This window comes from Mucilaginibacter terrae (assembly GCF_042679325.1).
Classification (GTDB): domain Bacteria; phylum Bacteroidota; class Bacteroidia; order Sphingobacteriales; family Sphingobacteriaceae; genus Mucilaginibacter; species Mucilaginibacter terrae.
The window spans coordinates 275,725-298,268 of the sequence record NZ_JBHTMJ010000018.1; the positions used below are offsets into that span (position 1 = coordinate 275,725).

Consider the following 22,544-nt stretch of genomic DNA (forward strand, 5'->3'; position numbering starts at 1 on the left):
GGGAGGGCTGGGGAGGGGCTTGAATTAGACATATAATGATGAATTTACACAGCATAAAACAGGTTTACCTGGTTGGTATAGGAGGGATAGGCATGAGTGGCCTGGCCCGCTATTTCAATCACTTAGGCTGTGCTGTGTTCGGTTACGATAAAACTGAAACTCCGCTAACTGATGCCTTGAAGGTAGAAGGAATGGAGGTGATCTTCGCCGATGATGCCGCATTAATTCCGGCACTATTTGCTGAGCCTAACGAGCGTACGTTGATCATTTTTACCCCGGCTATTCCAAAAGATTCGGCTATCCTGAATTATTTTAAGGCAGCCGGGTTCGAGCTTTTCAAGCGGTCGCAGGTGCTGGGTATTATCAGTGAGAGCTTGTTCACCGTGGCCGTAGCCGGTACGCATGGTAAAACTACTACGTCGAGCCTTATTACGCATGTGCTGACTGAAGCCGGTAAAGATTGCAGCGCATTTTTAGGAGGCATAGCCACTAACTATAACAGTAATATATTGTACGGTAACTCCAATATTGTTGTGGTAGAAGCCGATGAGTATGACCGTTCGTTTTTGACCCTGCAGCCCGATATTGCGGTAATCACCTCTATGGATGCCGATCATTTGGATATATACGGCAGCCATGAGCAGTTAACCGAATCGTTTCAGTTGTTTGCCTCGCAGGTTAAAGCAGGAGGGAAGCTGATCGCTAAACAAGGCTTGCCTTTAGCGCACACGTTTACCAGCTACACCATCAATACCGAAGCTGCCGATGCCATAGCTCACAACATGAGGGTGCAGGAGGGTAGTTTCTATTTCGACTTTGAAAATGGCGAAGTAACCATCAACAATATTGAAATGGGCATACCCGGTATGCACAACATAGAAAATGCGGTGGCCGCCATACAGGTAGCCTTGTATATGGATGTGGAAGCTGATGCTATTAAAGCGGCCTTGGCTTCTTTTCAGGGCGTAAAACGGCGTTTTGAGTATGTGATACGTAACGAGCGTAATGTTTATATTGATGATTATGCTCATCACCCCGAGGAATTGAAAGCCTGCATAGCATCGGTAAAAAAACTGTACCCTAACCATAAGCTCACCACCGTATTTCAACCGCACTTGTACAGCCGTACGCGCGATTTTGCCGATGGTTTTGCCGAAGCACTGGATATGACCGATGAACTGCTGATGCTGGATATTTACCCGGCACGCGAGCTGCCTATGGAAGGGGTGGATGCCCATACCATATTAAACCGCATGAAATTGCAGGATAAACACCTGTTAAACAAACAACAAGTAATAGAACACGTACAAGCGCAGCAGCCGCAGCTATTGCTAACCGTAGGTGCCGGAGATATTGACCAATTAGTTAACCCCCTAAAACAAGCATTGCAACATGTGGAATAACATTGCCTGGAAACGGATAGGGATTGCTTTTTGCTGGTTAGCCAGCTTAAGTGGGTTAATTGTGCTCATGAGTTTTATTGGTGTAAAGGAATCGGGTGTAGTGTGCACCGGGGTTAAGGTGTACATTCCGGGTAACGAATATTTTATAGACCAAAACGAAGTGGATAACATTTTACAGGTAAGCAGTCATACGCTGGTAGGCCGAAAGATGGTAAACATCAATATTCACGAACTCGAAAACAAATTACAGTCGAACCCATTTATAGAATCGGCGAAAGTGTTTGCAGATATGGACGGTTTAATTAGGGTGGAAGTTGCCCAGCGCCATCCCATACTACGCATCATGAACCGTTTCGACCAGGATTATTACGTGGATGAGCATGGCTTTAAAATTCCCTTGTCAAATAACTTTACCGCACAGGTTTTGGCGGCCAATGGCAATATCGACGAAACGTTTGTGAATCGTATAGATACCCTACATACCCGTTTGGCTAAAGATGTATTTAAAACCGCCGATTTTATTCGCAGGGATACCTTATGGAACGCTCAGATAGCGCAAATCTACGTTAATCAAAGCCACGAAATTGAACTGGTACCTCGTGTGGGCAATCATAAGATCTTACTGGGCAATGCCGATTCGTTGGCCAATAAGTTTCACAACCTCGAGATTTTTTACAAACAGGCCCTGCCGCAAGTGGGCTGGGATAAATACCGGGTTATAAACATCAAATACGCCAACCAGGTAATAGGTATTAAGGCCGAGGGTTATCAGCCCGATAGCGTTATCGCAAAAAAATCAAAGCCTGCAAAGGCCGATACAACATTAAAAAAGCAACAGCAGTTAAAAGATACAACATCCCAATTTTAAGTAGATTATGGAAAAAAGCATACCGCAGGAAAAAAGTTCGCCAATTGTAGTTGGATTGGACATTGGTACAACCAAGATCTGTGTCATTGTTGGACGCAGGAGCAAAAACGGAAAGATAGAAGTGTTGGGTATCGGTAAGGCCGAATCGGCCGGTGTAACCCGTGGGATGGTATCGAACATTGACAAAACCGTACAAGGCATTAATGCCGCCGTTGACGTAGCCGGTTCACAATCCAACGTAGAAATACGCATTGTGAACGTGGGCATAGCCGGTCAGCATATCAAAAGCTTACAGCACCGCGGTTTAATTACCCGCAGAGATCTGAATACCGAAATTGGCCGTAAGGATATCGATAAGCTGATTGAGGACATGTATAACCTGGTAATGCCTCCGGGCGAGGAAATCATCCACGTATTACCACAGGAGTTTACGGTAGATAATGAGCCGGGAATTAAAGATCCGATCGGGATGTCGGGTGTGAGGCTTGAGGCCAACTTCCATATCATATCGGGCCAGGTTACGGCTATCAAAAATATTGTAAAATGCGTAACTAAAGCACAGTTAGAAAGCCAGGAACTCATACTGGAGCCATTGGCTTCGTCCGAGTCGGTTTTGAGCGATGAGGAAAAGGAAGCCGGTGTTGTTTTGGTTGATATAGGTGGTGGTACTACTGATGTGGCTATTTTCCACGAAGGTATTATCCGCCATACTGCGGTTATCCCTTTCGGCGGTAACAGCATTACGGAGGATATTCGCGAGGGTTGTTCTGTAATGCGCAACATAGCCGAGCAATTGAAGGTGAGATTTGGTTCGGCCCTGGCCGATGAGAATAAAGAGAACGAAATTGTTTGCGTACCGGGCCTGCGTGGCCGCGATGCTAAGGAAATCTCCGTAAAAAACCTGGCTTACATTATCCAGGCCCGTATCGAAGAAATTATTGAGCACGTGTACTACGAAATCAAATCATCGGGTTACGAAAAGAAACTGATTGCCGGTATTGTAATAACCGGTGGTGGAGCCCAGTTAAAGCACTTATCGCAACTGGTTGAATACGTAACCGGGTTAGATTGCCGCATTGGTTACCCTAACGAGCACCTGGCCAAAAACGAGGTGTTGCCCAAGGCTACTTACGAAGAACTGCAAAGCCCGATGTATGCCACCGGTATTGGTTTGCTCATTAAAGGTATTCAAAAAATGGAGTACAATAACATGGCGGTAAGCCACCAGCCGGCTGCTAAAGTAGAGAAAGCTAAATATACAGACGACCGTAAATTCGGCCTGTTGGGCAAGATTTTAGAAACCGGTAAAAAGTTTATTAAAGACGACATTAAAGACGAGGACTTTTTGAAATAGAGCCCCTCCCAACCTTCTCCGGGAGGGAGGGCTTTTTAAAGCTACCATTCAAAAGTCTCCCCTCCCGGGGGAGACTTTTGAGGGGGCTTCCTTCGGAGAGAATTTAGGTGAGGTTATTTATTAACAAATGTAAATTGTTAATAAAGTTTAACTTTAAAAGTTTAATATTACATAGCGGAAAATAAAATATCCATCGATTCACATACCCCTGAAAATAAGTATCATGCAGTTCGAGATGTTAAAAGAAAAATCGTCCATCATCAAGGTAGTTGGTGTTGGAGGTGGCGGCGGCAATGCTGTAAATCACATGTACAAGCAAGGAATTACCGGTGTTGATTTTATAATTTGCAACACAGACGCGCAAGCTCTTGAGCTTAGCCCTATTCCTAATAAAGTACAACTGGGTGCCAGTTTAACCGAGGGTATGGGTGCCGGTTCTATCCCCGAGGTGGGTAAAAACTCGGCCATTGAAAATATTGAGGATGTGAAACTGATGCTGGGTAGTAATACCAAAATGCTTTTTATTACCGCGGGTATGGGTGGTGGTACCGGTACCGGTGCAAGCCCTATTATTGCCAAAGCCGCACGCGAAATGGATATTTTAACGGTAGGTATTATTACTACGCCCTTCTCTTTTGAGGGTAAGCGTCGTAAAATGCAGGCCGAAGAGGGTTTGGAAGAACTGAAAAAATATGTGGATTCGTTCCTGGTGATCTCTAACGATAAAATGCGCCAGATATTTGGTAACTTAACCTTAGGATCGGCATTTGCCCAGGCCGATGATATTTTAACCACGGCTGCCAAAGGTATTGCCGAAATTATTACGCATCCGGGTTACATTAACGTTGACTTTAAGGATGTGCGCACCGTTATGAAAGACAGCGGCGTAGCCATTATGGGTAGCTTTGCTGCCGAGGGCGATAACCGTGCCGCTAAAGCGGTAGTAGGTGCCTTGTCATCTCCGTTGTTGAAAGACAACCAGATTGAGGGTGCCCGTTATATCCTGTTGAACATCAGCTCGGGTACCGAGCAGGAAGTTACCATGGATGAGGTGAGCATTATTACCGATTATATACAGGAAGAAGCCGGTTTAGCCGCCGACCTGATTTGGGGTAACTGTATTGATGAAAGCCTGGGTAACAAAATATCGGTGACTATCATCGCTACCGGTTTTCAAACTAAAGACGAGCGCGAGAAAGAGCAAAACAATAAGAAGGTAGTTTCGATGCTGATGCCCGAAAACGTACCATTGGTAACCCCGGTTAACGAATTTGTAAAGCCATCTGTTAAAGAAGATATTACCGTTAAAGTGGTTACTTCGCAGCAAAAGCAAAATGGTTTGTTCGATATACTTGCCCAGGCCGATGAAGAAACCCATAGCGATGTAGTTAGGCATAACCTGATGATGGAGGAGCCCGAAGCTGAGCCGGAAGCAGAACAGGAACCGGATGGTTTGGTGTTTAAGGTAACCGAAACGGTAATGAGTTTTGAGCAGCCGCTTAGGGAAGCGGCACCTGTGCAGCCACAACCGCAACCACAGGCCCAGCAAGCTCCCCAGGCACAACCCGAGCCGGAGCCCGCTGTTGGAGCCGATGATAGCAAAACCAACGAGTCGATAGAAGAGCAGCTGCGTAAATCGCGTGAACGCATTATGCGTTTAAAAGATCTGAGTATGAAGCTACGTAACGGTAACATCCAGGAACTGGAAAACGTGCCGGCCTACAAACGCAAGGAAATTTCCCTGCAACAAACCCCGGCTTCCAACGAAAGCCAGATCTCTAAGTTCTCCCTGTCCGAAAACGACGGCACCACCGAAATCCGCAAGAACAATTCGTTCTTGCACGATAATGTAGATTAATTTAACGCACGTCATTGCAAGGCATTAAGCAAGCTTTGCGGAGGTTGAGTAAGTAGATATATAAGGAAGCCCTTACGTGAGTAGGGGCTTTTTTTGGGTGATAAATTATTATAAGATTATTTACATGTGCAAACTCGTTATAATTGAATAGGTCACGAGCGGCGCGCTTGCGCCAGCACAAGGTTAACATTCAATATTCTATATTAAAACATTGAGTGTATATCGGTTTGGATTCTTAACTTAATGATATTGCGCTCGCACCCGCACAAGTGCTAATACCAACCCGGGCATAAATTAAATTATTTCAATTAAATAAAACAAAATGTAATTTTTGTAATTTGCCGTAAAGTTCAACAAGGCTGTGAATTATCAAAAACATGAAAAAAACTGACGAGCTGAGTGCTTAATCAATTGGAGAATTATTGGAGAAAAAAAAGAAGTTGAAAAACACAGTTATAAGCATTGCTATCCCCATGGTTATAGCCTGCCTCACACTTGTTTATCTATCTGTAAAGACTAAAAACTATGCTTTAATTGCAGTAGCCATGGGCAGTTCGATTACCATGTTACCAGGTTTTGTAAGTATAAGTGCAATTGATAACGAAATAAAGAAACGTAACCATACCCATACATTAAAGTAAGTATGTCGGCAAATTGTTTAAACTGCGGAAATCATATTATAGAAAAATATTGCGGAAATTGCGGGCAAAGCTCCAGTATTCATCGGTATTCATTAAAACATTTTATTGAGCACGATTTTATACACGGTGTGTGGCACGTAGACAAAGGTATTTTATTTACACTAAAAGAACTGTTAACAAACCCCGGAAACAGTGTTCGGGAATTTGTTCAAGGTAGAAGAGCCAACTATTACAACTTTATTACGCTCATATTATTAATAGTAGGTGTAAACAGTCTCCTTAGTCAGTACACTCATTTTAGAGTGAGCGATTTGATGTCCGAAAGCACTAAAAATACGTTAAACGATTTTGAAAAGTTCACTACAAAATATCCAAAATTTGTATTACTTATTCAAATACCTATAACTGCATTCTTCAGTTTCATCTGGTTCAAAAAAGCAAAGTTTAACTATTCCGAGCATTTGGTACTTAACTCCTATAAAGCATCGGTAGAATTGTTAATAGGTTTGTTGTTTTCCGTAATCACCATCTTTTACACAAACATAAAAGGCTTAACAATCATTTATTACTTGGGTTTGCAACTCATTATGATTGTATATGGTTTTTGGTTTTACTACCAGTTCTTTTCAAAATCCGCATTTTCCAAAGTTTCTCTTATTGTTAAAAGTATAATGGCAACCATGTCTATTTGGCTGCTTTCTTTAATAATAGGTATAATTGTGGGAATTGTAAATATTGTTAAGCACTAAGGAATTAATTTATTGCTTATGCAATAATGCCGAATTAACTACAGTAAAGCATCTTGTTACCTCTTTTTATATTAACTTCCGAGTTAGGACAGTTTTGGCGTAATGGTAGTTGCGTGTAAGTGAGCAACAGTACAACAATGGCTTATTTAAATATATTGCTGATAATATAATTAACGCGAATGGTTTAACCCCCTTACCTTTACAAACGCTGTTATAAGCTATCATAAAAAGTTATACTGATTGTTAGAGTACGGTTTTAGCACTATATTTGTGTAGATATTTAAAGATTAGAAGCACATTGGATTTATTTGACAAGATATCGAAGAACTTAGGTGGACCTTTGGGTCAGCACCAGAAATGGTCGCATGGTTATTTTTCTTTTCCAAGACTGGAAGGGGAAATTTCGGCGCACATGATGTTTAACGGCAAAGAACATTTGGTTTGGAGCCTGAACAACTATTTGGGATTAGCTAACCACCCCGAGGTGCGTAAAGCCGATGCCCAGGCCGCTGCCGATTACGGTATGGCCTACCCTATGGGTGCCCGTATGATGTCGGGCAATACCAAACACCATGAGTCTTTAGAGCAAGGCCTGGCCGAGTTTGTAGGCATGGAAGCCGGCTTTTTGCTGAACTATGGCTACCAGGGTATGGTAAGCATTATTGACACGCTGGTAGACCGTAACGATGTAATTGTGTACGATGCCGAATCGCACGCTTGCATTATTGATGGGGTACGCCTGCACATGGGCAAGCGCTACGTGTATCAGCATAATGATATGGTAAGCTTTGAAAAACAACTGGAGCGTGCTACCAAGCTAACCGAGCAAACCGGAGGCGGTATCCTGGTAATTACCGAAGGCGTGTTCGGCATGTCGGGGGCGCAAGGTAAATTAAAACAAATAGTAGCTTTAAAAGATAAATACAACTTTCGTTTATTGATAGACGATGCGCATGGTTTTGGTACCATGGGCTCAACCGGTGCCGGTACGCACGAAGAGCAGGATTGCATTGAAGGGGTGGACGTTTATTTCGGCACATTTGCCAAATCAATGGCTGGTATAGGTGCTTTTGTGGCTGCCAAAACCAATATTGTGGCGTACTTACGTTATAACATGCGTTCGCAAACCTTTGCAAAGGCTTTGCCTATGCCCATGGTAATGGGTTTGCACAAACGCTTTGAACTGCTGAAAGCTCAACCCGAGCTTCGCGAAAAATTATGGACTATTGCCCGTACTTTGCAAGCTGGTTTAAAAGAGCGTGGTTTTGATATTGGTGTAACCAATACCATGGTTACACCGGTGTTTTTAAAGGGCGATTTGTACGAAGCCACCAGCCTAACACGCGACCTGCGCGAGAATTACAGTATATTTTGTTCTATAGTAGTGTACCCGGTTATTCCTAAAGGGTTGATTGTACTACGGTTAATACCAACTGCAACACACTCATTAGCAGACGTGCAGCGCACGCTGGATGCTTATAGCGAAGTAGCCCAGAAACTCAAAGAAGGCGTATATAAAGAAAATAACCTGGCTTTGGCCTAAATTAATAGTACTACCAATAAAAAACCTTTTGACATATAAAGCAAGAGGTTTTTTTATGCCTTATTTAGTTTTAAAGTATAATATGCTGTAAATGGCTTTAATATGCTTTAAATAGCTGTTTTGACACCCGATAAAAGATTTTAAACAACAAAAATATAGTAATTGATAAATTGTATTGTTATCAAATTTTAATTTATATGCTATAATAAATATTATAATTAAATAAAATTGAACACATCAATGAAAAAGTGCTTAAAAAGAGCTTTAAACACATATTTTGGGATTTAATTTTTTTTTTATTCAAAAAAAGCCGTTAGATTAGCCATAGTTAACAATAAACCTTAATCTTTAAAGGAGTAAATTAAAATGGAAAAATTTAACCAGGTAAAAGAACTTATTGCATCATTAGAAAGCGATGCTGACAAATTTTATGTTAAAGGCAATAGTGCTGCCGGAACCCGTGTACGTAAAGGTATGCAAGATCTGAAAAACTTAGCGCAGGCTATCCGTTTAGAAGTTCAGGAATCTAAAAACAAAGAAGAGAAATAATTTCTACTTTGTATTCTATAAAAAAAGCTCCGGTCCAACTGATCAGAGCTTTTTTTGTAAAGCATTTTACACCAGTACTATGCTTACTGTATTTTCAGTGTTTGGCGCAATGCATATCTATAACCCCTTACCATAAAATACTTAACTTAAAATGCGAAGTTGTAGATGCTTTTTTTAACTGGTTTGAAATATGACGGATTTAAAAAGCATAGAAAAGTATAGAAATTAAGCAAGCAGCCGGTGAGAACGGCAAGTTGCTTAATCCATATCTAAAATTAATAGAAAGAATTATTCTACGATATTTTTTAATTCCTCCATAATTTTATCGGCTATTGGAGTACTCACTTGTACTAAAGGCAAACGCAGTTTATCGCCGCAAATACCTAATTGCTTTAAAGCGGTTTTAACACCCCCCGGGCTTCCTTCAGCAAACATTAAACGGGTAAATTCAATGAGTTGGTAATGGGCTTGTTGGGCTGCTTTAAAGTTGCCTGTGAGGCAGGTGTTTATCATATTGGAAAATTGGCGTGGTACAGCATTGCCCACTACCGAAATTACACCTACAGCACCCAGCGCCATCATAGGCAGGGTAACTGGGTCATCGCCCGATATAAAGAGGAAACCGGCTGGCTTATCGCGCATGATCTGGTTAAACTGGTCGAAGTTGCCCGATGCTTCCTTAATGCCAATAATATTCTTAAAATCATGCGCCAGCCTAACGGTTGTTTCGGCACTCATGTTACTACCGGTACGGCCTGGAACATTGTAGAGGATAATAGGTAGTGTTGATGCTTCGGCAATGGCCTTGTAGTGCTGGTATATGCCCTCTTGTATAGGTTTATTATAATGAGGGCTGGCCGATAAAATAGCATCGTAGCCGATAGTGTCAAACTCTTTTACGGCTTCTACTACTTCGTAAGTGTTGTTGCCGCCAATGCCGGCAACCAGGTTCACACGTTTGTTTACTACCTGTGCGGTAAATGCCCATACCTTTTTCTTCTCTTCCTTATTTAAGGTTGCGCTCTCGCCGGTTGTACCTAATGATACCAGGTAATTTACACCATTATTTATCAGGTAGTTAATCAAATTTTCCAGTCCGGCGTAGTCAACCTGGCCCTGGGCATCAAACGGGGTAACCATAGCAACTCCGGTTCCGTGAAACATATCCATCTTATCTTTTTAAAAGGGTTGCTAAGATAATATTTTAGTAGCTATCATGGATTAAATAAATTCACATAATAATAACATTAGGAACACATCAAAGCCATATCACTAAAAGCCAATATCTATCCTGAATGCTGATTTGGAATTGTTAGCATTATTAAACGACCAGCCATACAGTACCCTAAAGGCCAGGTATTTAAAGCCGACACCCAGTTCGGTGTAATTTTTCATGGCGGGGGTAGTCAGGTAATTTACTTCCAGCAGTTCCTGTAGTTTAAACTTGCGTATCAGGGGAACTTTACTTAGCAATACTCCGCCAAAATTGTGTTCGAGGTGACCCTCCAGGTATTGGTTACCTGTGCTGGCATCGTAATAATCGAGCATTAAAAAAGCATTTAAAGCCCTATTATACAAAATGGTCTCGTTACCTAAAAAGTGCTTATAATCGGTGTAAAACACTTTATTGTTGTTCAGAAACTTACCTGCCCCAACGTGGAAAGATAGCGTTCCGTACAAGCCTAAGCTTATATCATCTTTAAATAAACTAGCCGTGAGCAAATCGTAATCTACGTCAGATCCGAATGCGCTTTTGATACCTTTAGTGTACCCTACATCTAAACGCGGATACGCCGATGGCAGGTAATAACGCCCGCTGGGGTAGGTTACGTATTTATTGCTGAAATTATAGGTGGTACGTACATTGATTTTAAATGATTGGTTGTTGGCAAATATTGGCACATCGGCACCTGGTACAAAGGGGTTGTTAGAGGTATAGCTGCGTTGTTTATTGAAAAAGCTGAAGTAGGAAGTGTTATCGAGCCATTTACGGTCGGCAACTTCGGCACTTACGGAGGCCGTCCAGCCACCGGCTATACGGTGCGCAACGGAGGCCGAAACAAAATGTTTATCGTACAGCTTTTGGAAATTACGTCTGAAAAACAAACTGGATGTAGTGTTGGAAAAATTAGTCATGGGCTGCAGGTTGTTAAGGTCAACCACATCCGAACCGGCATTAAAACCAAAGGTGAAATCTTTAACGGGTATAGTAGCACTTACGCTGCCATGCAATAATTTATTACTAAAACCATAGCGTACCCTACCACCTAAACGCAGGTACTTATTATTAAGGCTATCAATTTGTTTAGCATAAGTAACACCATAATTAATGGCGAAACCTTCAACCGTATTATATAAAACCGATCCTAAAACGGATTCGGCACGCAGGTATGATTTCTCGTACCTGTTACGGATAGTAATGCCCGACATTAAGAATTTAGTAAGCGTAACCTTATTAAAAACCTTATCAATAGAGTCTAAATAAGGTTTTGATTCCCGCTTTTTAGCCAGCACGGCCTTCTTTTGATAGTCTATCTTTTCTTCATCTGTTAGCGGGATAGGGCGGGCCTGTTCCCAGTAGGTCGAATCTTTTTTGTTAACACCGGCTGTCACTTTCATTACTTCCATAAAACTCTTTTTATTGAGTTGAGGATCGGTATCGTAGTTTTTGTAAACCGCCACAAAGTAACCGCCAAACTTAAAGCCAAAAAAGCCGCCGTTAAACTCAAACTTAAGCAATGAAGGCATCCAGGTTTTATTATTTAAGGGGATGTATTGTTGCTTAATAGCTATGGTATCCAGAAAATTAATGCCAGATGATTTGGTTAGAAACAGGTCGATGCTATGTATGCGCCAGCTGTCATCTAAAATATAGATGTAGCCCTCAAATGTTGGCTCATACTGGCGTTTGGGGGTTACACGAATGCGGTTGATGGTTTCACCGTTTTCGTTGGTGAGGCCCATAAACTTGTAATTATAGTACGATAAGGCATTGTCGGCAATAGGGGATATCAGCGGGCGATTACCCAAACCCTCCCAGTTTTGCAGGTTCTGGTACAGGTCTACTCGCAGATCGGATGCCCGGTTGAAGCTGAACGCCCGGTTACTGCCCGATACCTTGGAGGAGATCATTTCCTCGTGGTATAGGTTAGGCTGCATGTAGCTCAGTTTCGACTCTGATTCGGATAGGTAGAGGATACCTTTACGGTTGGAGTCGAGGCCCAGTTCGCGGCCAATTTGATTAATATCGCGGCCCATAAACTTTTTGGGGGCGGCCAGTAATTTTTGTAATCCCTTTATATAAGTATCGGCTGTATAGCTTTTAACCTCGTTAAGGTAGGTTTTACGCTTGCGGATGGCGTTACGGATAATCTCGTAAGCCGGATCTTCACGCCCGGCCCTAATCACTACGTTTTGCAGCTGGTACGATTCGGGAGCCAGTTGGATGTTGAGTACCTGATTGGTTTTGAGGTTCACTTGTCGTGTTTCCTGCTTGTAGCCAATAGCTTTAAACAGGATATCATACGAGCCTGAGGCCACCGATAAACTATACTGCCCATCACTATTAGCCGACGAACCCTTGCTGGTGTTTTTAACCATTATAGTAGCAAACGGAATAGGATTGCCGGTGTTATCTTTAACGGTACCACTCAGCGTATAAGTTTGCGCAAATACGTTTAAAGACAATAAAAGAAAAGTAACCAGTGATAAAGCAGCTCTCATTGTTATGTTGTGGTTGCGCCTAAAGATGAGAAAATTTTATGGGATGAGAAGGGTGTAGGCTTTGTTAATTTGTGTTAAAATTAACTGTAAATGTGCGAAATGAAAGGCTGAAAGTATTTACGCTGGAAATGTTCGCAGGGAAATCGCTTTAATTTTTTTATCCTCCTTTAAGAGCAATAGCCTATGAAAACACAGCGGGGGAGGTATTTATATCAGTAGTTAGTCAGCTTTTGTGATAAGTCAAATTAAAAAGCGTATTCGGTTTCCAGTATATGCAATCATTTTTAAAGTCCATAATAATATTAAAGCGTTTGAGTACATCGCCGCCCAGGGTGTTAACCGAAAAACCGGCCGGATTACGGGTACCCAGGATCAACGTAGGAATACCGGTAAGTTCAAAGCCGTTAATTACAAAAGCTGGTGCTAACACAACCTTTGTTTCAAATTTACTACCCCTAGGGTTAGTTAACGTTATCGTCTTCATTAATGGCAACCCTTCGGCAAAATCGGCTTGAGCCGCCCATGTGCTATCCAAAATAATGGCAATCTCCGCGCCGGTATCCATCAAAAAATCTCCGTTGATTTTTCTATCCCCTTTTTTCATAGCTCCTTCAACAATCATGAAAGAACGCTTAAATTTTAATATAGATTTAGTGTAACCTTTAGGCGCTTTGATCAATTTTCTGGAATGCACGATCATCAGGCTGCTATCATAGTCTATTTCAACCTGTTTACCTTCAAACAGGTTCCAGCCAAAACGCCCGTCCATATCATGTGCGGTAAAATCTGTAGCTGCAAATGGCAGGTTATTAAAAACCTGTTTACCTATTTGCAGCTTAACAACCTTGTTGATCTTATTAAAATTAGGCGCAGCTTTGCCAGCCAAGTATTCAGGTTGATCAGATAATAACTTCGTTTTTTTGATAATCGCCTCTTTAATTAACCGAACGTCCCACGAGCCGGTATCAAAGTGCAGCATCACCGTGTCTGTTTCATTAATTATTGCCTGGAAGCTAATCGCTTCATGAGCTGTTCGTATAAACGGAATAGTATCAGGTATGGCTAATTTGGGTTGCTTTTTATCTTCCGGTGGAACGGCGCTTTCAATTCGGGTGTAGCAAGAATCCTTACCATTTAGCAAAATAATAAAATCATACCGGGATCCGGGTTTGACTTTTACGCTAATAGAATCAATATCCGTATAAAAAGTTACATATTTGGTTTTGCGTGTTCTTTCTGCTGTAAACACATCCGGTCTGATCTTTGGTGAAAGCGTCCAGGCATTTTTATCCAGTTCGTTACCATCCTTGATAGCCACATTTTTAGAGGTAGCTTTAACTACGGCAAGTTTTTTTTGGGCAACGGCCAACGAACCTAAAATAATAAATGGTAAAAGTATTAAAGTTTTCATCGGCCGGTTTTTGGGATTAAAATATGAATTTTTTGCGGATAGTTTTTTGGATCGGGATTTAATAGTGCGTTATAGTATAGGCTGCCGCTTAGCGAATGGGCATATGAATTCCAAGTCACCTACCTCGAACCAACGCAGGAGCCACTGCTGAAACATTAACCACTGCCTACCCAATCATCCCCAACAACTCCTCATCCGTAATAATAGGCACATTCAGCTTGTTGGCTTTTTCCAGCTTAGCAGGGCCCATGTTGTCGCCGGCTACCAGGTAATTCAGTTTGGCCGATATACTGCTCAATATCTTGCCGCCGTTTTGCTCTATCATATCCTTCAACTCCTCGCGCGAGTATTTTTCAAACACGCCCGAAATAATAAATGTTTTACCGCTCAGGCTTTCGCTGGCCAGGGTAACTTCCTTCACCACCGATACAAATTGTAAGCCTTGCGATTGCAGTTTGGCCAATTCCTGTTGATGCACTTCGCCGCCCAGGTATTCCAACAGGCTTTGGGCTATGCGCTCGCCTATTTCATCTACAGCGGTCAGTTCTTCTAAGCTTGCCGCCTGAATGCGTTCCAGCGTTTTAAAATGAGCTACCAGTTTGCGGGCTACGGTTTCGCCCACATAGCGGATACCCAGGCCAAACAGCACTTTTTCAAACGGTTTCTCTTTCGATTTTTCAATACCGGCCAGCATATTGGTGATCGATCTCTCGCCGAAGCGGTCCATCTGCTTTAACTCATCGGCATGGGTATGCAGCTCGTAGATGTCGCTGATATACGATAAAAGGCCGCGTTGGTAAAGGGTTTCGATGGTTTCGTCGCCCAGGCCGTCAATATCCATAGCCTTTCGGCCCACAAAGTGCTGCATTTTGCTAACAATTTGCGGCGGACAACCCTCATCATTAGGGCAGTAAAAGGCTGCTTCGCCTTCCTTGCGCTCCAAAGGCGTGTTACAAGCCGGGCAGGTAGTACGGTAGGCAATGGGCCGGGCATCATGGTTCCTTTTATCGGGGTTAACGCTGATGATCTTGGGGATGATCTCGCCACCTTTCTCCACGTAAACCGTGTCGCCCTCATGCAAGTCTAACCGCAGAATCTCGTTGGCATTATGCAAAGTGGCACGCTTAACCGTGGTACCGGCCAGTAAAACCGGCTTGAGGTTAGCCACAGGTGTAACGGCGCCGGTACGACCTACATTATAATCCACGCTTTGCAGCACAGTTTCTACCCGTTCGGCCTTGTATTTATAAGATATGGCCCAGCGGGGAACTTTAGCGGTAAAGCCCAGTTCTTCCTGCTGGTTGTAATTATTTACTTTCAATACAATACCGTCTATATCAAAGCTCAGGTTAAAACGCTCCTTGTCCCAGTACTCAATAAATTGCAGCACCCCGGTAATATCGGTACACAGCTTACTATGGTCGCTCACCTGAAAACCCCATTGCTTTACCGCCTGTAAACTTTCCCAATGGGTTTTAAACGGCGATTTATCCATGTACAGGCCATACAAAAAGCAATCGAGCGGGCGGCGCGCCACCTCGGCCGAATCCTGCAACTTCATAGTGCCCGATGCAAAGTTGCGCGGGTTGGCATACGGTACTTCCTCATTCTCTATCCGCTCATTGTTCAGCCGCTCGAAAGCCTTACGGTGCATAAAAACTTCACCACGGATCTCAAACAGGTCGGGATAATTACCGGTTGGCAATTTTTTGGGGATGGTATGTATAGTGCGTACATTGGTGGTCACGTCGTCGCCCTCCACGCCGTTGCCGCGGGTTACGGCACGGGCCAGTTTGCCTTGTTCGTAGGTAAGGCTCATGCTCAGCCCGTCAAACTTCAGCTCCACCACGTACTCAAAATTATCGCCAATGGCTTTGCGCACACGCTGGTCAAAATCAAGCAGTTCCTGCTCGTTATAGGTATTCCCTAACGAGAGCATGGGCCAGCGGTGTTTCACCGTTTTAAACTCTTTGGTTACCTCGCCACCTACCTTCTGCGTGGGCGAATCCGGGTCGGCCAGGTCGGGGTGTTGCTTCTCCAGTTCGGCTAACTGCTTCAGTTTATGATCGAAATCGTAATCGGTTATGGTTGGCTGTGCCAGCACATAATAATTGTAATTATGCCGTTTAAGCTCAGCGGTAAGGTTATCAATTAAAGTTTTAGCCTGGTGAGTTGCCATGCCACGAAGATAGTTAAATGCACAGCATATCGAATTTCGAATGTTCAATTTCGAATTTAGAATAGCACGAAGATTTTCGCCAGCATTTGGACTTAGGTGTACCGCTTGTTTCCGAAAAAAACGAATTACTGTTCCACAAAATGCCAGCACACCCCTGCCATATCAATTACGGTCACTTCCCTACCATAAGGTTGTTTTGCGATTTGCCCGATGCGTACGCCATATTTCTCAGGTAATTTATTGTTGAGTACACTGTTTCTAAACCCGTCAATATCGTCTACCTTTACGCTTAACATAAAGTTTTGAGCAAATTCCGTGTTATCGAAATGTTGAAGAACGAACCGGCACTCATCACGCTGAAAACCAATATAGCCGGGTACTTCCCAGTTCACATGAAAGCCTAATTCTAAAAAGAATTGCTTCGATCCCTCAAAATTATTTCCCGAGGGGATGAATGGTTCCAGTGATAAAAATTTCATGCGGCATTATATTTTATCAAATATAATGATACCAGGTATATTTGATGATCTGAAATTGATCCTCTTATGTTATACCGATTAGAAAATAGGATGAGGTCAGCTATGATCAATTTTTATTTTTAGTGGTGCGATGTATAACACCGACCACATGCTGAACGAGTACTGGCAGAAGTTTGTACCTCGTGCCTCAATCTCACCCACTTAATAATCAAACTCTTCTTTATGCTTTTGTATAAAAGCATCCCAGGTTACCGGCTGTTTACCCGTAATGGCAAAAAAATTATCTAACACGTCATCGGCACCAGGTATGGTTCCGGCGGCATAGCGTTTATAGTGGTCGTAAACGCAGCTCATGTAGGCCATTTCGGCACCGGCGTTAACCATATTTTGTAAAAATACTTCGGGCTCCTGCGGCTGGTATTCAAAAGGTTTGCCTATAATCTGCGACATTAGGGCGGCTATTTCATAATACGATTTGGCATCGTAGCCCAGGCGGTAGGTTTGGTTGCCGTGCAGTTTGGGGTGCAACAGGGAAATGGCGGCAACCTGTGCCACATCATCCACATCCACCCAACTCTTGCGCGCGCCTTGTACATATTGATGAATGATGCCATTATTCACCACTTGGGTGCCGCCATAGCTCAGCAGGTTCTGCATAAAAGTTTCGGGTCGTAAGTGCGTGTAGGTAAAACCACACCATTCAATGTAACGCTCCACCAACTGGTGCCAGGCCCAGTGCGCTATGGTGGTATCATCGCGGCCACAGGCACCTAAGTGTACCACATGTTTTACACCGGCTTTTTTGGCATTATCTAATAAGGCCTTGCTCTGCCTCAGCATATCTACCGTGTAACCGGTTACAATAAACAAACGATCAATACCGGTTAAGGCATCGGCATGGGTGCCTTCATCGTCAAAATCAAAAATAACGGTTTCAATGTTTCTGTTGGTAAAATCAATTGCTTTTTGCGCCGAACGTACCGCCGCTACCAGGGTTATATCGCTTTGGTTTTGAAGCAGGCTAATTACCCTGCCGCCAACCTGGCCGGTGGCACCCGTAATTAATATTTTTGGAGATATGTTAGTCATAGTAAGTGCCTTTAAAGGCAGTTTTAAAATAGAAAAAAGTGTCATTTCGAGTGATAACGAGGAATCTTGTTTAAACATACACATGGCCTACTTTTCACATTAAACAAGATCTCTCACTACCGTTCGAGATGACATAAGATGAATTAATACGCCGCCCCAATGTTAACGGTTACGTTGCGGCTGGCAACCTTGTTTGCAACAACCTCTACCGGGTTTATAATGCCCGGGCCATCGGTTTCCGAAGCAAAAAACAGCTCGCCTTCTTTCACAAAAACCGAATACATGCCTGCCGGTAACGCGGCTTGATAATGCCCCGTACTATCGCTCCATACTTTAATGGCTAACCGGGTATGGATGCTGGTAAACAAGGGCATTTGCCCCTGCACCTGTTGTACGGTTGTTGCCTGGTATATCCAAACTTCGCGCACCATGCCTTTGCCGTGGCGTTGCACTGGTTTGCCTTTCATAGGCATTTGATTGCCGGTTACGAGGTAAATAAAACCATCAATTCCTTGGGTAACCGGAGTGTGGGATTGACGTTGCTGCACTGAACAGGAAACCATGGTTAAAAGAACAAGAGCCACAGGTTTTAATTTAAATAAATAAGAGCCGGAAATAAACATCATACGTTAATTAATAAAGGGTATTTTTGATGTAATGTTTGACCATAAATGTTGCTATTTATTTTTTAAATTACGAAAATTTTGCCGGGGCAGGTAATCCCGGGTTCAATCATCCTATGCGCATCAATTATCTTTACAAAAATATAACTCTTTGTATTTCACTATTGCTATTTGCAGGTAATGCAATGGCACAAAAACCTTTAGTTACAGCGGCAAAAAAAACCGAGCTCGACCAGTTGGCCGCCCGCTGGGACGTGGCTTACAACGCGGGTTTAAAAAATGCCATGGGCCAGGCGTTAAGCCATAATTGGTTTACGCGCCGGGTTTCCAAATTCGGTACTATTACCGCCTTGCAGCGCGTATCGCCTTTAGGGTTTCCTATTTATTATAAAACCTTTAACAATATTGTAGCTGCCGCCACCACCCGTACCAACACGGTACAGCCGGGTGGCTCATTGGGTTTAAACCTCTCAGGGTCAAACACCTTACTTAACGGTAAACTGGCTATTTGGGACGGCGGTACCGTACGCACCGATCACCAGGAGTTTGCCGGTAAAACCATAACCCTGCGTAACACCTCCGCTTCCGACGCGCACGCTACCCACGTAGCCGGTACCATGATAGCCAGGGGTGTATATGCTCCGGCACGTGGAATGGCCTTTAACGCTACCACCCTGCAATCGTACGATTTTAATAACGATGTTGCCGAAATTACCGCCGCGGCTTCGGGTTTATTGCTCTCTAATCATTCGTACGGTACGTTAGCCGGCTGGAATTATGATGAAGATGAGGCCCGCTGGGAATGGTACGGCAGGCCCGATGCTACCGAAGATTATAAGTTTGGCTATTATGATTCCGAATCGCGTAGTTTGGACCAGGTTGCCGTTAATGCGCCTTATTATTTAATTGTATCGGCCGCGGGCAACAACAGGGGCTACCCCGGACCAGCCGTTGGCTCAAGCTATTACGGCTATAATGCCAGCGGTACATTAGTTCAAAAAACGCGCGATGCCAGTATTAGCAGCAATACCGGTTACGATGTGATGCCGGGATTTTCAAACGCTAAAAATGTGCTTACCGTTGGCGCTATCAACCAATTGCCTTACGGACCCACTACCCGGCAAGATGTTAGCATCAGTTATTTCAGTTCTTTCGGCCCTACAGATGATGGCCGCATTAAGCCCGATATTTGCGGCGATGGCGATGCGCTATTATCATCGGGTAACAGCAGTGCTACCGCTTACCTTACCCTATCGGGCACTTCCATGTCATCACCCAATGTAACCGGCTCGCTGTACCTGTTGCAGGAACTGTATGCACAGCGTAATGCCAATGTGTTTATGCGATCGGCCACGTTAAAAGCATTAGCCTGCCATACCGCCTTTGATGCAGGTAATGTTGGCCCCGATTATAGCTATGGCTGGGGTGTACTGGATATGAGCAAGGCTACACAAGCCATTATTAACAAAGGTGGCAAAAGCCTCATTAATGAAAATACCCTTACTCAAGCACAAACAGCAACTACTACGGTGGTAGCATCGGGAAATGGCCCGTTGGTGGCCAGCATTGCTTGGACAGACCTGCCTGGTACGGTAACGGCCGATGGTACCCTGAACGACCGCGCATCGAAATTAATTAACGACCTGGATATTAATGTAAGTGATGGCACCAATACTTACCGGGCCTGGGTGCTTAACCCGCTTTCGCCGGCAACGGCCGCCACAACCGGCGATAACGTACGCGATAATATAGAACAGGTGTACATTCAAAACGCGGTACCAGGACGTACCTATACCATCCGCATTACCCATAAAGGAACCTTGCAAACCGGTTCGCAGGCTTACTCCATGATTGTAACCGGCGTGGGCGGCACCGCTTATTGCGCATCGGCACCCAGTTCCAGCGCCGATTCGCGTGTAAACAACCTCACGCTGTCTAACATTAACAATACTCCGGCAGCGGGTTGTACAACCTATTCCGATTATACCAGCCTTACCGCGCAGTTAGAACAGGGACGCACTTATCCACTCAGTTTAACCTTAGGTACCTGCAGCGGTAACTTTAACAAACGGGCTAAAATTTTTATAGATTATAATGGCGATGGCACTTTTGACCCGGCTACCGAGCTGGCCGCCACCACAGGCGTTACCATTAACGGAACGGGTACTTATACGGCCGATATAACTGTACCCACTACCGTTGTACCCGGCAATTTCAGCTTAATGAGGGTGGTGCTGGTAGAAACCAGCACTCCGGCCGATATTACCCCTTGCGGTACCTACGTTAAAGGTGAAACCCAGGATTACCGGGTGCAATTTGTAACTGCCACGCGCGATGCGGGTGTTATTGCCGTAAACAACAGTGCCATTGGCGGTGCTTGTGCCGGTACATCGCGCATTAACGTAAGGCTTAAAAACTTTGGTACCAGCGATATTGCCAATATACCCATAACGGTAACCATTACACCGGCAGCAGGCGGCCAGGTAACCACCATTGCCGAAACTTACACCGGTACGTTGAGCCAAGCGGCCGAGGATGATTTTATATTAGCCGGTACCTTTAATACCACAGCCGGGGCCACCTACACGGTTACTGCCGAAACCGGCCTTACCAATGATGCCATTGCAACCAATAACCGTATTACGGCATCTATAATTATAGGTGCGGTGCCAGTGCCAGCCAACTTATCGGCTGCTTATTGCGATGATAGCAAGCAATACCTGTTATCGGGCAGGGGCGATGGCGGGTTACTTTGGTACACCACCGCTACAGGTGGCGTACCGGTAGCCGCGGGCGAAAGTACCTTCACTAAAACCGCCCCCGCTAACGGAACCTATTACGCCGGGTTAAATGATTTTAGTGCCAGTGTTGGCCCTGCTACCAAAAGTGTGTTCCAGGGTGGTTATAACCAGTTTACGCCATCGGTAATTGTTACTACTAAAATACCCGTGGTTATCCAAAGCGCACGTTTGTACATTGGTAATTCGGGCCGTATTACATTCACCGTTACTAATGCCAACGGCGAAGATGTATCGGCAACAACCCTCAACGTTACTGCCACGCGTACCCCTGCGGCAGCTGGCCTCCAGGCCGACGACCCCAACGACCAGGGCCGGGTGTATAATTTGAACCTGCTTTTACCAACCGCCGGTACCTATTATATTAATGTTAGTTATGCCAATGGTGCAACCCTATACCGTAGTAATTCACGGGTTACCGGTTATCCTTTTGGTAATGATGTATTTGCCATTACTGGTAACAATGCCACCACCATACCGCCCGATCAGGCTGCTTACCTGGCTTTTTACTATTATTTTTACGATATGAAGGTAACCAGCGCAGGTTGTGCATCGCTGGCCAGGGTGCCGGTAAGTGTGTTAACACCGGTTATTACGCAAAACGGTACTACGCTGTCATCTAATTTTACGGCCAACAATCAATGGTATTTAAATGATGTACTGATACCCGGTGCAACCAACCAAACTTATGTGCCTACCCAAAGCGGTAATTACCAGCTTAAAAACCCCTTGGTTTCGGGTTGTACCGCTATATCGCCGGTGTACACCTATATTAAGCCCGACGGTGTGGTGAGTACCTCTAACGAGATCAGGCTAACCGCGTTCCCGGTGCCGGCCACTACCCAGCTCAACGTTAATTTTGTTGCATCCGCTGCCGATAACTTAACGCTGTCACTAATTAGTACTATAGGCAAAACAGTGTACACTCAAAACAGTACTATACCCGCCGGTAATTTCAGTACACCGGTTAATGTATCTGACGTGCCCGCCGGTACCTACATACTGAGGGTGCTGTTAGGACAAAAAGCATACAGTACTAAAATTATTGTAGTTAAGTAATAGTTAAATAGGAAAATAAAATGCCGGTCATGTAAGTGCCGGCATTTTTGCTTTTATACCCATCGGCATCACCTTGGGCATGTGGAAAAATCTAATTAAATGAAGTTTTATCTAATTTTATGAACTTTTATAAAGCGAAAAAACCCGCTTTTTTGGGATCAAGCATAATTCTTGGGGGATATGGTAAAATTTATTTGTTTTGCAATTTAGAAACGAAT

At 43.9% G+C, this 22,544-nt stretch carries 16 protein-coding genes; 9 read left to right on the plus strand and 7 right to left on the minus strand.

The features are described 5' to 3' along the window. The first annotated feature begins 38 nt into the window (after positions 1-38). The 8 genes from murC to ACFQ3S_RS18845 all read left to right on the plus strand — a co-directional run bounded on the left by murC (position 39) and on the right by ACFQ3S_RS18845 (position 8,965). A complete protein-coding gene (gene murC / locus ACFQ3S_RS18810; protein ID WP_377167449.1) occupies positions 39-1,403 on the plus strand; it encodes a UDP-N-acetylmuramate--L-alanine ligase in 1,365 nt (454 codons plus the stop codon). Beyond that, entirely contained in the window at positions 1,393-2,271 is an 879-nt protein-coding gene (locus ACFQ3S_RS18815) for a cell division protein FtsQ/DivIB (RefSeq protein WP_377167398.1), read from the plus strand. The genes murC and ACFQ3S_RS18815 overlap by 11 nt, the downstream gene beginning before the upstream one ends. A gap of 7 nt (positions 2,272-2,278) precedes the next feature. Continuing rightward, entirely contained in the window at positions 2,279-3,625 is a 1,347-nt protein-coding gene (ftsA, locus tag ACFQ3S_RS18820) for a cell division protein FtsA (RefSeq protein WP_377167401.1), read from the plus strand. Positions 3,626-3,848: 223 nt separating this feature from the next. Next, a complete protein-coding gene (ftsZ, locus tag ACFQ3S_RS18825) occupies positions 3,849-5,483 on the plus strand; it encodes a cell division protein FtsZ (protein WP_377167404.1) in 1,635 nt (544 codons plus the stop codon). A 440-nt stretch (positions 5,484-5,923) separates the two neighbouring features. Beyond that, a complete protein-coding gene (locus ACFQ3S_RS18830; RefSeq protein ID WP_377167407.1) occupies positions 5,924-6,124 on the plus strand; it encodes a hypothetical protein in 201 nt (66 codons plus the stop codon). A gap of 128 nt (positions 6,125-6,252) precedes the next feature. Further along, positions 6,253-6,873: a DUF3667 domain-containing protein gene (locus tag ACFQ3S_RS18835; protein ID WP_377167410.1), complete on the plus strand. Its 621-nt coding sequence runs from the start codon at positions 6,253-6,255 to the stop codon at positions 6,871-6,873. Positions 6,874-7,171: 298 nt separating this feature from the next. Further along, complete coding sequence (locus ACFQ3S_RS18840) at positions 7,172-8,416, plus strand: aminotransferase class I/II-fold pyridoxal phosphate-dependent enzyme (RefSeq protein ID WP_377167413.1); 1,245 nt, start codon at positions 7,172-7,174, stop codon at positions 8,414-8,416. 366 nt (positions 8,417-8,782) lie between these two features. Beyond that, positions 8,783-8,965, plus strand: a complete 183-nt coding sequence (locus ACFQ3S_RS18845; RefSeq protein ID WP_377167416.1) for a histone H1 — start codon at positions 8,783-8,785, stop codon at positions 8,963-8,965. A gap of 288 nt (positions 8,966-9,253) precedes the next feature. On the opposite strand, the gene dapA is transcribed toward ACFQ3S_RS18845, so the two are convergent. From dapA to ACFQ3S_RS18880, 7 genes are all read right to left on the minus strand, one after another. After that, positions 9,254-10,135: a 4-hydroxy-tetrahydrodipicolinate synthase gene (dapA, locus tag ACFQ3S_RS18850; protein ID WP_377167419.1), complete on the minus strand. Its 882-nt coding sequence runs from the start codon at positions 10,133-10,135 to the stop codon at positions 9,254-9,256. A 102-nt stretch (positions 10,136-10,237) separates the two neighbouring features. Continuing rightward, entirely contained in the window at positions 10,238-12,688 is a 2,451-nt protein-coding gene (locus ACFQ3S_RS18855) for a DUF5686 and carboxypeptidase regulatory-like domain-containing protein (RefSeq protein ID WP_377167422.1), read from the minus strand. Between the two features lie 223 nt (positions 12,689-12,911). Next, complete coding sequence (locus ACFQ3S_RS18860; protein WP_377167425.1) at positions 12,912-14,099, minus strand: hypothetical protein; 1,188 nt, start codon at positions 14,097-14,099, stop codon at positions 12,912-12,914. A 166-nt stretch (positions 14,100-14,265) separates the two neighbouring features. Further along, on the minus strand, positions 14,266-16,278 hold the full coding sequence (ligA, locus tag ACFQ3S_RS18865) for an NAD-dependent DNA ligase LigA (protein ID WP_377167428.1): 2,013 nt from the start codon (positions 16,276-16,278) through the stop codon (positions 14,266-14,268). Positions 16,279-16,403: 125 nt separating this feature from the next. Beyond that, entirely contained in the window at positions 16,404-16,757 is a 354-nt protein-coding gene (locus tag ACFQ3S_RS18870; RefSeq protein WP_377167431.1) for a hypothetical protein, read from the minus strand. A gap of 201 nt (positions 16,758-16,958) precedes the next feature. After that, positions 16,959-17,846 carry an SDR family oxidoreductase gene (locus ACFQ3S_RS18875; protein WP_377167434.1) on the minus strand — a complete coding sequence of 296 codons (888 nt, stop codon included), beginning with the start codon at positions 17,844-17,846 and terminating at the stop codon, positions 16,959-16,961. A gap of 143 nt (positions 17,847-17,989) precedes the next feature. Continuing rightward, positions 17,990-18,409, minus strand: coding sequence for a hypothetical protein (locus ACFQ3S_RS18880; RefSeq protein ID WP_377167437.1), 420 nt, complete (start codon positions 18,407-18,409; stop codon positions 17,990-17,992). A gap of 245 nt (positions 18,410-18,654) precedes the next feature. Here ACFQ3S_RS18880 and ACFQ3S_RS18885 point away from each other — a divergent pair, with 245 nt between their 5' ends. Next, positions 18,655-22,326 (plus strand): S8 family serine peptidase, encoded by a 3,672-nt coding sequence (locus ACFQ3S_RS18885; protein WP_377167440.1) that lies wholly within the window; start codon positions 18,655-18,657, stop codon positions 22,324-22,326. The last annotated feature ends 218 nt before the right edge of the window (positions 22,327-22,544 follow it).

What these genes read in the sequence shown, in the direction of transcription:
- ACFQ3S_RS18880 (WP_377167437.1), bottom strand. Translation starts at nt 18,409, where the DNA reads ATGGTTTCCTGTTCAGTGCAGCAACGTCAATCCCACACTCCGGTTACC.
- ACFQ3S_RS18815 (WP_377167398.1), top strand. Translation starts at nt 1,393, where the DNA reads ATGTGGAATAACATTGCCTGGAAACGGATAGGGATTGCTTTTTGCTGG.
- ligA (WP_377167428.1), bottom strand. Translation starts at nt 16,278, where the DNA reads ATGGCAACTCACCAGGCTAAAACTTTAATTGATAACCTTACCGCTGAG.
- ftsZ (WP_377167404.1), top strand. Translation starts at nt 3,849, where the DNA reads ATGCAGTTCGAGATGTTAAAAGAAAAATCGTCCATCATCAAGGTAGTT.
- ftsA (WP_377167401.1), top strand. Translation starts at nt 2,279, where the DNA reads ATGGAAAAAAGCATACCGCAGGAAAAAAGTTCGCCAATTGTAGTTGGA.
- ACFQ3S_RS18870 (WP_377167431.1), bottom strand. Translation starts at nt 16,757, where the DNA reads ATGAAATTTTTATCACTGGAACCATTCATCCCCTCGGGAAATAATTTT.
- murC (WP_377167449.1), top strand. Translation starts at nt 39, where the DNA reads ATGAATTTACACAGCATAAAACAGGTTTACCTGGTTGGTATAGGAGGG.
- ACFQ3S_RS18855 (WP_377167422.1), bottom strand. Translation starts at nt 12,688, where the DNA reads ATGAGAGCTGCTTTATCACTGGTTACTTTTCTTTTATTGTCTTTAAAC.
- ACFQ3S_RS18845 (WP_377167416.1), top strand. Translation starts at nt 8,783, where the DNA reads ATGGAAAAATTTAACCAGGTAAAAGAACTTATTGCATCATTAGAAAGC.
- ACFQ3S_RS18860 (WP_377167425.1), bottom strand. Translation starts at nt 14,099, where the DNA reads ATGAAAACTTTAATACTTTTACCATTTATTATTTTAGGTTCGTTGGCC.
- ACFQ3S_RS18875 (WP_377167434.1), bottom strand. Translation starts at nt 17,846, where the DNA reads ATGACTAACATATCTCCAAAAATATTAATTACGGGTGCCACCGGCCAG.
- dapA (WP_377167419.1), bottom strand. Translation starts at nt 10,135, where the DNA reads ATGGATATGTTTCACGGAACCGGAGTTGCTATGGTTACCCCGTTTGAT.
- ACFQ3S_RS18885 (WP_377167440.1), top strand. Translation starts at nt 18,655, where the DNA reads ATGGCACAAAAACCTTTAGTTACAGCGGCAAAAAAAACCGAGCTCGAC.